Raw genomic sequence first — 13811 nt, forward strand, 5'->3', positions numbered from 1 at the left:
TACACCTCCTATGACTAACCTTCGGTTTTATTAGAACCGTGTGTATTAGATAACTTCCGGTGCCAAGGAAACGATCTTCATGTAGTCTTTATCGCGAAGTTCGCGAGCAACTGGTCCGAAGATACGCGTTCCGCGTGGGCTTCTGTCGTCTTTAACAACAACAGCTGCATTTTCGTCAAAAGAAATGTAAGATCCGTCTTTACGACGTACCGAACGTTTAGTACGAACAACTACCGCTCTAACTACATCACCCTTTTTGACAACGCCGCCTGGTGTTGCTTGTTTTACCGAGCAAACGATCAGATCGCCAATTGCTGCTGTACGGCGTCCAGTACCACCCAGTACGCGGATACACATCAGTTCCTTCGCACCAGAGTTGTCAGCCACATGCAAACGTGTAAATGGTTGAATCATTATATTTTCCTCCTTCCGGAAAGGCTTTGTTAGCTATCTTAGATAATAATCGCTTTTTCTACCACTTCAACCAGTCTCCAACGTTTGTCCTTAGACAATGGACGAGTTTCCATGACTTTAACGACATCACCAATCTTAGCTACATTCTCTTCATCATGTGCTTTGAATTTCTTCGTAGACTTGATGCGTTTGTGATACAAATTGTGCTTCTTATAGGTTTCAACAGCAATTACGATGGTTTTATCCATTTTGTCGCTGACTACTTTACCAACCAGCACTTTACGTGCATTACGCTCTTCACTCATAGTTAGCCTCCTTCCTGAATTCGGATACTATATCCGCCCTCACTTAACTAATCCCAAGTACTCTTTGATGGATAATGGTTTTAGCACGAGCTATTTCCTTACGCACATCACGAATCCGAGTCGGGTTGTCCAGTTGGCCAGTTGCCAATTGAAAACGGAGATTGAAAAGCTCTTCCTTGAATCCGGCGATCTTTTGTTCAATCTCGGCAGTGGTTAAGTTGCGAAGTTCATTAGCTTTCATTTGCTTCACCACCCACTTCTTCACGTTTCACAAACTTAGTTTTAACAGGCAGCTTGTGAGCGGCAAGACGCATAGCTTCACGAGCGATTTCTTCCGAAACGCCTCCGAGTTCGAACATAATCTTGCCCGGTTTAACTACGGCTACCCATTTCTCAACGTTACCTTTACCACTACCCATACGAACCTCAAGAGGCTTTTGAGTAATTGGCTTATCCGGGAAAATCTTAATCCACACTTGACCGCCACGTTTGATGTAACGTGTCATTGCGATACGTGCAGCTTCGATTTGACGGTTAGTGATCCAAGATGGCTCCAGAGCTTGCAGACCGTATTCGCCGAAGTTCAGCGTGGTGCCGCCTTTTGCCATACCCTTCATGTGACCGCGTTGTTGCTTGCGGTGTTTAACGCGTTTTGGTACCAACATGATTAGTTGCCTCCTTCCTGAGCAGCTTGTTTCTTAGCTGGGGGAAGAACTTCTCCACGGTAGATCCATACTTTTACGCCGATACGGCCGTAAGTTGTATGTGCTTCAGCCGTTCCGTAATCGATATCGGCACGAAGCGTATGAAGTGGAACTGTTCCTTCGCTATAACCTTCTGAACGGGCAATCTCAGCGCCGCCAAGACGTCCGCCAACTTGTGTTTTAATCCCTTTTGCACCGGAACGCATAGTTCTTTGAATCGCTTGTTTCAGCGCACGACGGAACGATACGCGACGCTCCAATTGTTGTGCAATGCTTTCAGCAACCAGAATTGCATCCAATTCAGGGTGTTTGATTTCATTGATGTTGATGTGTACTTTCTTACCGCCGGCAATAGCAGTAACTGCGCTACGAAGAATTTCTACTTCTGCGCCGCCCTTACCAATAACCATACCTGGCTTAGCAGTATGAATTGTTACGTTCACACGGTTTGCCGCTCTTTCAATCTCGATGCGGGAAACAGCGGAATCTTTCAATTTGCCTTTAAGGTATTCACGGATTTTGACGTCTTCCATTAAAAGAGTACCGAAATCTTTACCTGCATACCATTTAGATTCCCAATCGCGAATAATACCGACCCGGAGTCCGACTGGATTTACCTTTTGACCCACACGTTATCCCTCCCTTATTTCTCAGATACCACCAAAGTAATGTGGCTTGTGCGTTTATTGATCCGGCTAGCGCGGCCCATGGCGCGTGGACGGAAACGTTTCATAGTAGGACCCTGGTTAACGAAAACTTCGCTAACGAACAAGCTGTTCACGTCCATAGAATAGTTGTGCTCAGCATTCGCAATTGCCGAGTTAAGCAACTTCTCAACCACTGGAGAAGCCGACTTCGGAGTGTGGCGAAGAATTGCAATCGCTTCTCCAACTTGCTTACCGCGAATCAAGTCAACAACCAATTTCGCTTTACGAGCAGAAATGCGCACCGATCTAGCATGTGCTTTTGCTTCCATTGTTTTCCCTCCTCTCGAACGAAGAACTTAATTATCTTCTTGTTTTCTTATCGTCACCCGCGTGGCCTTTGTAAGTACGTGTTGGCGCGAACTCGCCCAATTTGTGACCTACCATATCTTCCGTTACGTATACTGGCACGTGTTTGCGGCCGTCATATACACCAAACGTATGTCCGATAAACTGAGGGAAAATAGTTGAGCGACGGGACCAGGTTTTTACTACGACTTTCTTGTCTGCCGCGTTCAGTTCCTCAACTTTTTTCAGCAGGTAGCCATCGATGAATGGCCCCTTTTTTAAACTGCGACCCATGTATGAATCCTCCCTTCATCCGGTTCTTCAAACCGCGAAACGACGCTTCGCGCTAATCATGATGCCAGAAGCGTCTTATTTCGTGCGGCGGCGAACGATATATTTATCAGATGCCTTGTTTTTCTTACGCGTTTTGTAACCAAGGGTTGGTTTACCCCATGGAGACATAGGCGATTTCCGTCCGATTGGAGCGCGGCCTTCACCACCACCGTGTGGGTGATCGTTAGGGTTCATTACAACACCGCGTACTTCAGGACGTTGGCCAAGCCAGCGACTGCGTCCAGCTTTACCGATTTTGATCAATTCGTGATCTTCGTTACCTACGGAACCGATCGTCGCGCGGCAAACGCTCAGGATCTTACGAACTTCACCGGAGTTCAAGCGAACGGATACGTATTTTTCTTCTTTACCAAGCAATTGAGCTTCTGTACCAGCAGCACGAACCAATTGTCCGCCTTTACCTGGTTTCAACTCAATGTTGTGGATAACTGTACCAACCGGAATGTTTTCCAGTGGAAGGGTGTTACCAATTTTGATGTCGGCTTTAGGGCCAGACTCGATCTTATCCCCAACTTTAAGGCCTTTAGGAGCGATGATGTAACGTTTCTCTCCATCAGCATAGTGGATCAAAGCAATATTGGATGTACGGTTCGGGTCATACTCGATTGTAGCAACGCTACCAGGTATGCCGTCTTTCGTACGTTTGAAGTCGATAATACGGTATTTACGTTTGTGTCCGCCGCCGTGGTGACGAACCGTAATTTTACCTTGGTTGTTGCGGCCCGCTTTTTTGCTCAGTGGCGCAAGCAACGATTTCTCTGGCTGGTTTGTTGTGATTTCTTCAAACGTAGACACGGACATTGCGCGTCTGGCCGGAGAGGTCGGTTTGTACTTTTTGATTGGCACTATATTTCCCTCCTTACTTTAAGAGTATTATTCTACCGCTTCAAAGAATTCGAGCGGTTTGCTGTCCGGGCTCAGCTTAACGATGGCTTTTTTCCACTCTGGAGTGTATCCGGAGTATTTGCCATAACGTTTCAGTTTGCCAGGTACACGCATTGTGTTCACACTAACTACTTTAACTTTGAAAATCGCCTCAACGGCTTTCTTGATTTCGGTCTTGTTAGCACGAATATCCACTTCAAAAGCGTATTTCAATTCGCTCATGTATTCGGAAGTGCGTTCCGTAATCACCGGACGTTTGATAATATCACGAGGATCTTTCATTATGCGAACACCTCCTCTACCTTCAGAACTGCTTCCTTGGTGATGATCAGTTTGTCGTACGACAGTACGTCAAGAACATTGATGCCGTCAGCCGCTACGAATTTCACCCCAGGGATGTTACGAGCGGAGAGAGCTACGTTATCGTTGTAGCTGTCAGCTACGATCAACGCTTTGCGCTCTACTTTCAGATTGTTCAGAATCGCTGCGAATTCTTTCGTCTTCGGAGCATTCAATGTCAAGCTATCCAATACGATAATGTCGTTCTCAAGAACCTTCGAGGACAACGCGGATTTAATAGCCAAACGGCGAACTTTCTTAGGCAGTTTCCAGGAATAGCTGCGAGGAGTTGGTCCGAAGACTACGCCGCCGCCTTTCCATTGTGGGGAACGAATGGAGCCTTGACGAGCACGACCTGTACCTTTTTGTTTCCAAGGTTTACGTCCGCCGCCACGCACTTCAGAACGTCCTTTAACTTTGTGTGTTCCACGACGAAGGGAAGCTCTTTGCAGCAATACAGCTTCATGCAGCACGTGCACGTTCGGCTCAATACCGAATACTGATTCGCTCAGTTCAACTTCGCCAACTTCGCTACCACTGATATTAAAAAGTGTTACTTTTGGCATTTCATGTTCCTCCTTTCTTCAGGAATTATTTCTTAACAGTTTGTTTCACTTTCACAAAGCTGTTTTTCGGGCCCGGAATCGCGCCTTTAACCAGCAATACGTTACGCTCTACATCCACGCGGATGATTTCAAGCTTTTGAACCGTCACAGTTGTGTGGCCCATGTGACCTGGAAGGCGTTTGCCCTTAGGAACACGGTTAGCTTGGATCGAACCCATGGAACCAGGTCTTCTGTGGTAACGGGAACCGTGGGCCATTGGTCCGCGGCTTTGTCCCCAACGTTTAATTACACCTTGGAAACCTTTACCCTTGGTTGTACCGGTTACGTCAACAAATTCGCCTTCTGCGAAAATGTCAGCCTTAAGCTCTTGTCCAACCTCGAGTGCCCCGAGATCAACACCGCGAATTTCGCGAACGTAGCGCTTAGGTGTTGCATTTGCCTTTTTGGCGTGACCTTGTTCAGGCTTGTTGGAGCGACTTTCCTTCTTATCGGAAAAGCCCAACTGCACTGCTTCATATCCGTCGATATTCAGGTCTTTCTTTTGCAGTACCACACAAGGTCCAGCTTCGATAACAGTAACAGGAATTACGTTACCTTCCGCAGTAAACACTTGAGTCATACCGAGTTTTTTTCCCAAGATACCTTTCATGTTGACACCTCTTTTCTTTTCCTAAGTTCCTAATGTTAGTATTACAATTTGATTTCGATATCTACACCGGACGGCAGATCCAAGCGCATCAAGGCGTCCACAGTTTGTGGTGTTGGGTTCACAATATCGATCAAACGTTTGTGAGTCCGTTGTTCAAACTGTTCACGGGAATCCTTGTACTTGTGCACCGCACGGAGAATAGTAATGATTTGCTTCTCAGTTGGCAGCGGGATCGGCCCGGATACACCAGCACCCGAACGTTTTGCTGTTTCAACGATCTTCTCTGCGGATTGATCAAGAATTCTGTGGTCGTATGCTTTCAAGCGAATACGAATTTTTTGCTTTGCCATTTTAGTCCCTCCTTCTATCGCCCAATTTGGTATCGGACATACTCCGTGAAAATTTTCCGACGTTCGTCCCCATGGCAAAGGGGCCGGGTGTGTCAGTAACCTCTCACATCATCGCAACGTCTCAGAACAACATTTATTATTATATAGAATAGGCGGATACTTTGCAAGCGAAAATAAAAAAACGCGCATAAATTTCTTATGCAGCGTTAATTTTGGTCATAAAACTTGTTTCTTCTATATATATGTTAAAGATTTTCCGTAGCTGATTTAAAAAACACTGCCGAGGACGCGGACTGGGCCGTTGTGGACCCGATGCCTTCAATCGTCTGTATTAGAGTTCTTATCTCCTCTTCTACCGTAACAATCTCCTGAGTACTGCTCTGCATAGCTTCCACAATCTCAGAGAAGAGTCGACTGGTCTCCATAGATTTATGCTTACCGCTTTTAGTGAGTTCTTGTACCTTGCGGATCTCCTCCACCACCTGTTGACTGAGAAGGCCGGACTTGCTCGTCAGTTCTCCAATCAGTACCACTGTGCTCTTCGTATCTTCCGCAAGCCGGCTGACCTCCTGCGCGACTATAGCGAAGCCCCGTCCATGCTCACCGGCCCTGGCCGCCTCTATAGTAGCATTCAGAGAAAGAATCTTGGTCTGGTCGGCAATCTCCTGTACGGCAGCCACAATCTTTTGGATCTGCTTAGAGGAACTGGAGAGTTCATTCACCGACAGCTCCATCGCCTCGCTCCGCTTATAAATATAATTAATCCGTTCTGTGAGATCACTCAAATGCTCTCGTCCATCCTGCGCCATCTCCTGTGACTCTTGGGCGGAAGCAGCTGTACGCTTGAATGTATCATTAACTTCATTACTACTGGCCACCAGTTGCTCTACAGCTGCGTTGGTATCAATACTGAGATCTACCAGTTCACCACTGAATTCAGCTATTTTCTGCTTCAGTTCATTTTTAACAGTCTGATACTGCAGTTCCTTCTCACGGATGTTCTCTTTCTCGTATTCTTCCAGCACTAGTTGTTGCTCCAGATTCAAGAGCTTAGTCACAGTCTGGACAAAGGCCACTCGTTCCTGATCGTTGCTTGCTTCATTGTGGATAACAGTGATAAATACATTTTGGAGGTTCTGAAAAGCGGATAAGTACCATTTGGGCTCCAGCCCAACTCTCTTGTGGATGTTTGCAATGTGGAGGCGTTTAGCAATATATTCTTCATTAACATTACCGTCGAAGATTTCGATGATGTGGTCGCGCAGCGTCTTTTTCAGCCGCTCAATACTACTGTGTTCCTTAATGATGGCCTCTAACTTGCGGACGCCTAACACCGAGTCGTAGAAGTGATCAATGATGTAATCAATATTGCGTTCAAGAATCGGCTTAACCTGCTGCAGCTGAGCTAAATCTTCTTTCGTAAGATCAATCATTCTCATTTGCTCATTAAGCTCCTCATGCCCTTCAAGACTATGAAAAGTCCCATTAGCAGGCATTAAGGGAGCAGGATCATTTAAGGAATATATATCGGGCGGTTTCGCATTATTCCTTCGTGAAGCTAAAGTGTGCATAAAAGAAAACGGACATTTCCCCATAATAACACTCCCCAAATCCCTACCATTTTACAATGATTTATACTCTCATACTATCTTATCCATCTAAGCACTGTAAAGAATTTTAAGTGCTTTCTTGTAGAATAATGTTGTAATTACGCAAATAAAACAGATTATTTCTCTTTTTATGTCGAATTTTTGCATTATAAAATACTTCATATCTCATTTAGCTTATCCTGCTATAGGGCACATCTTTTGAATCATTACATTTTTCTACTCGTTCCTATCTCGCTCATCTCAATTAAGGCATTCAAGTCTAAAATATCAATCACTCGTTTACTTACCGCAATCCATTTCCACTTAGTAAATAGATTGAGTTTTCGGCTTAGCGTTTCTGCGGTTGTTCCGATCATTGCTGCAATTTCTTTTTTGGACGCCGGCAAAAGGATCTTTCTTGGATGAGTCTCATTTGACAGAACTGCCCCATCCTTTGAATAAAAGTACAGGAGAATTTTGGCCAGTCGCTGCTCCACCTCTAGCATATGCATTGCACCAGCCCAATCTTCCGCATATTGAAGCTGCTCACTCATCGACAGTAAGAAGTTATAAGCTAGTGTCGCATTACCGGCCAATATAGGAAGAAACTGTTCTCTACGCAAGCAACATACCGTACCCTCTTCCAGCATCTCCGCATTAACATAACTCTCTGTGTTCTTCAGCATGGAGAACTGACCACAATAATCCCCCGGGAACAGAAACCGTAAAATATGCTCCTTTCCATCCCTGCTGCTTTGAGTAAGTTTAATCATCCCCGTATGTAATACAAATAAAGCATCCGATTGCTCACCTTCAACACATACCAGACTCCCCTTTCCATAGTGCTTCGACTGAGTAATTCCCTCTATAAGTGCTACTTCTGCATCTGCTAGACCTTTAAATACCGGCACACGCCGAACACAGGAAGATAAATAACAACTAGTACAGGACATGTTCTGCCTCCCTTTATAGTGGTATTTCTACCATAACAAAGGGTTATCGTCATCCATGTGATCCCCCTCACGATGATTTTGAACAATTGATCTATATCAAGGACTCCATTTCTTTTGGCTGTCACAATAGGCATATAGGAAAAAGATTATTCAGGAGGGAATGCTTATGCTGTAATACAGCTTTGAAGATATGAAGAAAATGAACCGTGCTCAGCTTGGTAATATGGTTCCACTAGAGCCTTATCGCTCGATACACTTTATCGGACTAAACCAGGGACTTCCTATGGGCTATGTCCAAAAGTATGGGACGTAAAATTCCGATCAGAGAGATCAAGTGCAATGCTAGTGGGCATGAGCACTGTGAATACGAAATTAGGCTATAACTAAATAATCCGTGAGGAAAGGATGAGCTATTTATGCAGAAATTGATTTTATCAGAGGCTATTCAATACCAAGAGGGTTGTTTTACAAAACGAATTCTCTTTCAAGAAGGTGAAAGTGTCGTTTTCGTACTAAATTTCCTGCCTGGACAGCAATTGCCCACACATACGCATCCAGGAACTGATGTTTACATTCTGGTGCTTGATGGCAACGGCACAGTCACTGTGAACGGAGTCGATAATGAGATTATCAAAGGAGAGGTTATCCACATCTATGGAGAGGAAGCATTCGCTTTTCATAACAGTGGAGAAATACCTGCGAGTCTGCATGTCGTATTATGCAAGATTCCAGATGCAGCCTATACTCGCAACTTATAGATATGTATGTTGTCACTTAGAAAGCTCTGTGCCGCATTTAGCGAAGCAGAGTTTTTTGCATGTCTCTATGTATCTACGTATCAATGTATATATAAAAAACAGAGGATCTTCGTGAGAAGATCCTCTGTCCTTATGTTCAGCAACTATCCTAATGGATAGAGCCAAATTATTTAGTGATGGATGCTACAGCGCCGGCGCCAACTGTACGGCCACCTTCACGAATGGAGAATTTAGTACCTTCTTCAATCGCGATTGGGGAGATCAGGGCAACAGTTACAGTGATGTTATCACCAGGCATAACCATTTCAGTACCTTCTGGCAGGTTGATGATACCAGTTACGTCAGTTGTACGGAAGTAGAACTGTGGACGGTAACCAGTGAAGAAAGGCTTGTGACGGCCACCTTCTTCTTTAGTCAGAACGTAGATTTGAGCACTGAACTCAGTGTGTGGCTTTACGGAAGCTGGTTTAGCCAATACTTGGCCACGCTCGATGTTGTTACGGTCTACACCACGAAGCAAAGCTCCGATGTTGTCGCCCGCTTGAGCGGAATCCAGCAATTTACGGAACATTTCAACGCCCGTAACTACGGATTTCTTAGTTTCTTCGTGAATACCAACGATTTCGATTTCTTCGCCCACTTTAATGGTTCCGCGTTCTACGCGACCAGTTGCCACAGTACCGCGGCCAGTGATGGAGAATACGTCCTCGACAGGCATCAAGAAAGGCTTGTCAGTTTGACGCTCTGGAAGTGGAATGTACTCATCGATGATGTTGAACATTTCAACAACTTTTTGAGCCCATTCGCCATCTGGGTTTTGAAGAGCTTCACGAGCGGAACCACGGATGATTGGAGTGTCGTCGCCTGGGAAGTCATACTCGCTCAGCAAGTCGCGAACTTCCATTTCAACCAATTCCAACAACTCTTCGTCTTCAACCATATCACACTTGTTCAAGAAGACAACGATGTAAGGAACGCCTACTTGACGGGACAACAGGATGTGCTCGCGAGTTTGTGGCATAGGGCCGTCAGCTGCGGATACAACCAGGATAGCTCCGTCCATTTGCGCTGCGCCAGTGATCATGTTTTTAACATAGTCGGCGTGACCAGGGCAGTCTACGTGTGCGTAGTGACGAGCAGGAGTTTCATATTCAACGTGAGCTGTGGAGATAGTGATACCGCGCTCGCGCTCTTCTGGAGCTTTATCGATTTGGTCGAATGCTACAGCAGCACCACCGTAAGTTTTGGACAATACAGTAGTGATTGCAGCAGTCAGAGTTGTTTTACCATGGTCGACGTGACCAATAGTACCAATGTTAACGTGTGGTTTAGTACGTTCAAACTTTGCCTTTGCCATTTGAACAATTCCTCCTTAATATGTTTTCCTATTTATTAGAGCCGTCCGCCTACAAGTTTATCTTGATGACTGATCGGTATATCGGACGGCAAGTTAAAACGGGTAATTATTCTCCGCCTTTGTTCTTAACAACGATCTCTTCCGCAATGGATTTAGGAACTTCTTCATAGTGAGAAAGCTCCATCGAGAATACGCCGCGTCCTTGAGTACCGGAACGGAGAGTTGTGGAGTATCCGAACATTTCGGAAAGAGGTACCTTCGCACGAATAATTTGAGCACCACCACGGGAATCCATACCTTCGATCCGTCCACGGCGGGAGTTCAACATACCCATTACGTCGCCCATGTATTCCTCAGGAACAGTTACTTCCACTTTCATGATTGGCTCAAGCAAGATAGGTTTACACTTATCTTTAGCTGCTTTAAGCGCCATCGAACCGGCAATTTTAAATGCCATTTCGTTGGAGTCAACATCATGATAAGAACCATCTACGATGGTAGCCTTAACGTCTACAAGCGGGAAGCCTGCAAGTACGCCGTTTTTCATTTGCTCTTCAATACCGGCAAGAGCAGGTGCGATGTATTCTCTTGGTACAGAACCACCGACAATCTTGCTTTCGAATTGGCTGCCAGTACCCGGCTCGAGAGGTTCAAATTCAACCCATACGTGACCATACTGACCGCGACCGCCGGATTGGCGAACGAATTTACCTTCAACGCGTGCTGGAGCTTTGAATGTTTCACGGTAAGCAACCTGTGGTTTACCCACGTTGGTTTCCACCTTGAATTCGCGGCGCATACGGTCGATGATAATATCCAAGTGAAGCTCACCCATACCTGCCAGGATCGTTTGACCTGTTTCTTCGTCAGTGTGAGCGCGAAGAGTAGGATCCTCTTCTGTCAACTTACCGAGAGCAACACCCAATTTATCTTGGTCAGCTTTGGTTTTTGGTTCAACTGCGATTTCGATAACCGGATCAGGGAAGTTCATGGACTCCAAGATTACCGGGTGTTTCTCATCACAGAGTGTATCACCTGTACTTGTGTCTTTCAAACCAACGGCTGCCGCGATATCACCAGAGTATACAATGGAGATTTCTTGGCGGCTGTTCGCATGCATTTGCAAGATACGGCCGATACGTTCACGCTTGTTCTTAGTAGCGTTAACTACATAAGAACCGGACTCCAGAACACCGGAGTACACGCGGAAGAATGTAAGTTTACCTACATAAGGGTCTGTCATGATTTTAAATGCCAATGCAGCAAACGGCTCTTCATCCGAAGAATGACGAACAGTTTCTGTACCGTCATCAAGGTGACCTTGAATCGCTGGTACGTCCACAGGAGATGGCAAGTAATCAACAACAGCATCCAGCATAAGCTGAATACCTTTATTTCGGTAGGAAGAGCCCGCGATTACAGGGAAAATCTTAACTTCAACTACGCCTTTGCGAATTGCAGCTTTGATTTCCGGAATTGTAATTTCTTCGCCTTCCAGATATTTCATAGTCAGATCTTCATCAAGTTCAGCAACTTTCTCGATCAACTCGGTACGCAGTTTCTCAACTTGGGCCAAATATTCTTCCGGAATATCCGTTACTTCGATGTTTTGGCCAAGATCATCTTTGAACATGTGTGCTTTTTGCTCAACAAGGTCGATAATACCAGTGAAATCACTTTCTGCACCAATTGGCAATTGAATAGCAACTGCATTGGCTTGAAGGCGATCACGCATAGTTTCGATTACGTTAAGGAAGTCCGCACCGATAATGTCCATTTTGTTTACATATGCGATCCGTGGAACGTTGTAACGGTCAGCCTGTCTCCATACGGTTTCAGACTGAGGCTCAACGCCCTCTTTCGCACTAAATACGCCTACTGCCCCATCCAATACACGCAGGGAACGTTCAACTTCAACAGTGAAGTCAACGTGTCCTGGGGTATCAATGATATTGATGCGGTGACCTTTCCACGCAGCAGTCGTAGCAGCGGAAGTAATCGTGATTCCGCGCTCTTGTTCTTGTTCCATCCAGTCCATTGTAGCAGCACCCTCGTGAACTTCACCGATTTTGTGCGTACGGCCTGTGTAGAAAAGAATCCGCTCAGTGGTAGTAGTCTTACCAGCATCAATATGCGCCATGATCCCGATATTACGTGTATTTTTTAAGGAGAACTCTCTTGCCATGGAATGGATCTCCTTCCAAAATAGAAGTTATTTGATTGACTAAAATCCTACCAACGGTAGTGAGCAAACGCTTTGTTCGCTTCAGCCATTTTGTGCGTGTCTTCGCGTTTCTTAACAGAAGCGCCTGTGTTGTTGGAAGCGTCGATGATCTCAGCCGCCAAACGCTCTTCCATAGTCTTTTCACCGCGGTTACGTGAATAGTTCACGAGCCAACGTAATCCCAAAGCAGTACGTCTTTCTGGCTTAACCTCGATAGGTACTTGGTAGTTCGCACCGCCGACACGACGAGCTTTGACTTCCAAAACCGGCATGATATTCTTGATGGCAGCTTCGAAAACTTCCATCGGCTCTTTACCCGTACGTTCTTGAATCAGCTTGAACGAATTGTACAGAATGCTTTGAGCGACACCTCTTTTACCATCCAGCATAATGCGGTTGATCAAACGAGTAACCAACTTGCTATTATACAATGGATCTGGCAGTACGTCTCTCTTAGTAACTGGACCTTTGCGTGGCATGGATATCCCCCTTTCTTAAATGGTTCTTACTCAAGTTTTAATCTTATTTTTTCACTTTAGGACGTTTTGCACCATACTTGGAGCGAGCTTGCATACGGTTAGCTACGCCAGCTGTATCCAGTGCACCACGAACGATGTGATAACGAACTCCCGCAAGGTCTTTAACTTTACCTCCGCGCAGCAATACAACGCTGTGCTCTTGAAGGTTGTGTCCGATACCTGGGATGTAAGCAGTCACCTCAAGACGGTTCGTCAAACGAACACGGGCATACTTACGAAGTGCGGAGTTTGGTTTACGTGGAGTCATTGTGCCTACACGAGTGCACACACCGCGTTTTTGCGGAGCGCTCAAATTTGTAGTCTCACGCTTCAGGGCGTTATACCCTTTTTGAAGAGCAGGAGATTTGGATTTGTCGATTTTGGCTTGACGGCCTTTACGAACCAATTGATTAATTGTTGGCATGTTGTGCCACCCCCTTCCTGAATTGATAACCTTCTTACGAACTTAAGTCCACAGACCCAGGTGGTTCATAAAAAGACAAATGAAAAGTCCTTGCTGCCGAAGTACACCCCGGTACAAAAACATTTCTAGATGCTTGCTATTGTTTTAAGACGGCTGCCATCGCAGCGCCCACTTCTATTCCGCAGGCCTTGCCCAAATTTAGCATCGTATCTACATAAGTGACCTTGACACCTTGTTTGTTACAAAGCATAACAATCCTGGAAGTAAGCCGTTGATCTCCGTCCTCTGCCACATATACTTCTGCGGCTTGGCCCATCTCCACCGCTTTGACGGTTTGCTTGGTACCGATCTTGACCTGAGCATCCTGTAATCCTCTATCTTCAGTCATGAAAGATCATTACCTCCAATGAACAAGAATAACAAGGCTACT

The 13811-nt window shown here is 45.5% G+C and carries 20 protein-coding genes; 1 reads left to right on the forward strand and 19 read right to left on the reverse strand.

Annotation, left to right across the window (positions count from 1 at the left end):
• Window positions 1–45 precede the first annotated feature (45 nt).
• The 14 genes from rplN to HPT30_RS04945 form a co-directional block, all read right to left on the reverse strand.
• Window positions 46–414 carry a 50S ribosomal protein L14 gene (gene rplN, locus HPT30_RS04880; RefSeq protein ID WP_066367616.1) on the reverse strand — a complete coding sequence of 123 codons (369 nt, stop codon included), beginning with the start codon at window positions 412–414 and terminating at the stop codon, window positions 46–48.
• Between the two features lie 38 nt (window positions 415–452).
• On the reverse strand, window positions 453–719 hold the full coding sequence (gene rpsQ / locus HPT30_RS04885; RefSeq protein WP_066367620.1) for a 30S ribosomal protein S17: 267 nt from the start codon (window positions 717–719) through the stop codon (window positions 453–455).
• Window positions 720–762: 43 nt separating this feature from the next.
• The gene (gene rpmC / locus HPT30_RS04890) at window positions 763–960 is read right to left on the reverse strand and encodes a 50S ribosomal protein L29 (protein ID WP_066367623.1); all 198 of its coding nucleotides are present in this window, start codon (window positions 958–960) and stop codon (window positions 763–765) included.
• Window positions 950–1384, reverse strand: coding sequence for a 50S ribosomal protein L16 (gene rplP / locus HPT30_RS04895; protein ID WP_066367625.1), 435 nt, complete (start codon window positions 1382–1384; stop codon window positions 950–952). Before rplP ends, rpmC begins: the two co-directional genes overlap by 11 nt.
• A 2-nt stretch (window positions 1385–1386) precedes the next feature.
• Window positions 1387–2052, reverse strand: a complete 666-nt coding sequence (rpsC, locus tag HPT30_RS04900) for a 30S ribosomal protein S3 (RefSeq protein WP_175370343.1) — start codon at window positions 2050–2052, stop codon at window positions 1387–1389.
• A 14-nt stretch (window positions 2053–2066) separates the two neighbouring features.
• On the reverse strand, window positions 2067–2399 hold the full coding sequence (gene rplV, locus HPT30_RS04905) for a 50S ribosomal protein L22 (RefSeq protein WP_019908228.1): 333 nt from the start codon (window positions 2397–2399) through the stop codon (window positions 2067–2069).
• Window positions 2400–2430: 31 nt separating this feature from the next.
• Entirely contained in the window at window positions 2431–2709 is a 279-nt protein-coding gene (rpsS, locus tag HPT30_RS04910) for a 30S ribosomal protein S19 (RefSeq protein ID WP_019908227.1), read from the reverse strand.
• A 75-nt stretch (window positions 2710–2784) separates the two neighbouring features.
• Window positions 2785–3615 carry a 50S ribosomal protein L2 gene (gene rplB / locus HPT30_RS04915; RefSeq protein ID WP_066367631.1) on the reverse strand — a complete coding sequence of 277 codons (831 nt, stop codon included), beginning with the start codon at window positions 3613–3615 and terminating at the stop codon, window positions 2785–2787.
• A 27-nt stretch (window positions 3616–3642) separates the two neighbouring features.
• On the reverse strand, window positions 3643–3936 hold the full coding sequence (gene rplW, locus HPT30_RS04920; protein ID WP_019908225.1) for a 50S ribosomal protein L23: 294 nt from the start codon (window positions 3934–3936) through the stop codon (window positions 3643–3645).
• On the reverse strand, window positions 3936–4559 hold the full coding sequence (gene rplD / locus HPT30_RS04925; RefSeq protein ID WP_175370344.1) for a 50S ribosomal protein L4: 624 nt from the start codon (window positions 4557–4559) through the stop codon (window positions 3936–3938). The genes rplW and rplD overlap by 1 nt, the downstream gene beginning before the upstream one ends.
• A 25-nt stretch (window positions 4560–4584) precedes the next feature.
• On the reverse strand, window positions 4585–5208 hold the full coding sequence (gene rplC, locus HPT30_RS04930; protein WP_066367635.1) for a 50S ribosomal protein L3: 624 nt from the start codon (window positions 5206–5208) through the stop codon (window positions 4585–4587).
• A 41-nt stretch (window positions 5209–5249) separates the two neighbouring features.
• Window positions 5250–5558: a 30S ribosomal protein S10 gene (gene rpsJ / locus HPT30_RS04935; RefSeq protein WP_017692074.1), complete on the reverse strand. Its 309-nt coding sequence runs from the start codon at window positions 5556–5558 to the stop codon at window positions 5250–5252.
• Between the two features lie 245 nt (window positions 5559–5803).
• On the reverse strand, window positions 5804–7153 hold the full coding sequence (locus HPT30_RS04940; protein WP_312876295.1) for a protoglobin domain-containing protein: 1350 nt from the start codon (window positions 7151–7153) through the stop codon (window positions 5804–5806).
• A 221-nt stretch (window positions 7154–7374) separates the two neighbouring features.
• Entirely contained in the window at window positions 7375–8100 is a 726-nt protein-coding gene (locus HPT30_RS04945) for a Crp/Fnr family transcriptional regulator (RefSeq protein WP_175370346.1), read from the reverse strand.
• A 416-nt stretch (window positions 8101–8516) separates the two neighbouring features.
• Here HPT30_RS04945 and HPT30_RS04955 point away from each other — a divergent pair, with 416 nt between their 5' ends.
• A complete protein-coding gene (locus HPT30_RS04955; protein WP_175370347.1) occupies window positions 8517–8858 on the forward strand; it encodes a cupin domain-containing protein in 342 nt (113 codons plus the stop codon).
• A 166-nt stretch (window positions 8859–9024) separates the two neighbouring features.
• On the opposite strand, the gene tuf is transcribed toward HPT30_RS04955, so the two are convergent.
• From tuf to HPT30_RS04980, 5 genes are all read right to left on the reverse strand, one after another.
• Window positions 9025–10215 carry an elongation factor Tu gene (tuf, locus tag HPT30_RS04960; RefSeq protein WP_175370348.1) on the reverse strand — a complete coding sequence of 397 codons (1191 nt, stop codon included), beginning with the start codon at window positions 10213–10215 and terminating at the stop codon, window positions 9025–9027.
• Between the two features lie 106 nt (window positions 10216–10321).
• Window positions 10322–12400 (reverse strand): elongation factor G, encoded by a 2079-nt coding sequence (gene fusA, locus HPT30_RS04965; RefSeq protein ID WP_175370349.1) that lies wholly within the window; start codon window positions 12398–12400, stop codon window positions 10322–10324.
• Window positions 12401–12447: 47 nt separating this feature from the next.
• Window positions 12448–12918: a 30S ribosomal protein S7 gene (gene rpsG, locus HPT30_RS04970; RefSeq protein ID WP_019908219.1), complete on the reverse strand. Its 471-nt coding sequence runs from the start codon at window positions 12916–12918 to the stop codon at window positions 12448–12450.
• Window positions 12919–12961: 43 nt separating this feature from the next.
• On the reverse strand, window positions 12962–13381 hold the full coding sequence (rpsL, locus tag HPT30_RS04975; protein ID WP_066367672.1) for a 30S ribosomal protein S12: 420 nt from the start codon (window positions 13379–13381) through the stop codon (window positions 12962–12964).
• A 136-nt stretch (window positions 13382–13517) separates the two neighbouring features.
• On the reverse strand, window positions 13518–13769 hold the full coding sequence (locus tag HPT30_RS04980; protein WP_066367675.1) for a ribosomal L7Ae/L30e/S12e/Gadd45 family protein: 252 nt from the start codon (window positions 13767–13769) through the stop codon (window positions 13518–13520).
• Window positions 13770–13811: the final 42 nt, after the last annotated feature.

It is taken from the genome of Paenibacillus agri (assembly GCF_013359945.1).
GTDB lineage: Bacteria > Bacillota > Bacilli > Paenibacillales > Paenibacillaceae > Paenibacillus_AQ > Paenibacillus_AQ agri.

Excerpts from the sequence above, each read along its gene's own strand:
- rplN (WP_066367616.1), bottom strand. The coding sequence starts at position 414 with ATGATTCAACCATTTACACGTTTGCATGTGGCTGACAACTCTGGTGCG.
- rpsQ (WP_066367620.1), bottom strand. The coding sequence starts at position 719 with ATGAGTGAAGAGCGTAATGCACGTAAAGTGCTGGTTGGTAAAGTAGTC.
- rpmC (WP_066367623.1), bottom strand. The coding sequence starts at position 960 with ATGAAAGCTAATGAACTTCGCAACTTAACCACTGCCGAGATTGAACAA.
- rplP (WP_066367625.1), bottom strand. The coding sequence starts at position 1,384 with ATGTTGGTACCAAAACGCGTTAAACACCGCAAGCAACAACGCGGTCAC.
- rplV (WP_019908228.1), bottom strand. The coding sequence starts at position 2,399 with ATGGAAGCAAAAGCACATGCTAGATCGGTGCGCATTTCTGCTCGTAAA.
- rpsS (WP_019908227.1), bottom strand. The coding sequence starts at position 2,709 with ATGGGTCGCAGTTTAAAAAAGGGGCCATTCATCGATGGCTACCTGCTG.
- rplW (WP_019908225.1), bottom strand. The coding sequence starts at position 3,936 with ATGAAAGATCCTCGTGATATTATCAAACGTCCGGTGATTACGGAACGC.
- rplD (WP_175370344.1), bottom strand. The coding sequence starts at position 4,559 with ATGCCAAAAGTAACACTTTTTAATATCAGTGGTAGCGAAGTTGGCGAA.
- rplC (WP_066367635.1), bottom strand. The coding sequence starts at position 5,208 with ATGAAAGGTATCTTGGGAAAAAAACTCGGTATGACTCAAGTGTTTACT.
- rpsJ (WP_017692074.1), bottom strand. The coding sequence starts at position 5,558 with ATGGCAAAGCAAAAAATTCGTATTCGCTTGAAAGCATACGACCACAGA.
- HPT30_RS04940 (WP_312876295.1), bottom strand. The coding sequence starts at position 7,153 with ATGGGGAAATGTCCGTTTTCTTTTATGCACACTTTAGCTTCACGAAGG.
- HPT30_RS04945 (WP_175370346.1), bottom strand. The coding sequence starts at position 8,100 with ATGTCCTGTACTAGTTGTTATTTATCTTCCTGTGTTCGGCGTGTGCCG.
- HPT30_RS04955 (WP_175370347.1), top strand. The coding sequence starts at position 8,517 with ATGCAGAAATTGATTTTATCAGAGGCTATTCAATACCAAGAGGGTTGT.
- tuf (WP_175370348.1), bottom strand. The coding sequence starts at position 10,215 with ATGGCAAAGGCAAAGTTTGAACGTACTAAACCACACGTTAACATTGGT.
- fusA (WP_175370349.1), bottom strand. The coding sequence starts at position 12,400 with ATGGCAAGAGAGTTCTCCTTAAAAAATACACGTAATATCGGGATCATG.
- rpsG (WP_019908219.1), bottom strand. The coding sequence starts at position 12,918 with ATGCCACGCAAAGGTCCAGTTACTAAGAGAGACGTACTGCCAGATCCA.
- rpsL (WP_066367672.1), bottom strand. The coding sequence starts at position 13,381 with ATGCCAACAATTAATCAATTGGTTCGTAAAGGCCGTCAAGCCAAAATC.
- HPT30_RS04980 (WP_066367675.1), bottom strand. The coding sequence starts at position 13,769 with ATGACTGAAGATAGAGGATTACAGGATGCTCAGGTCAAGATCGGTACC.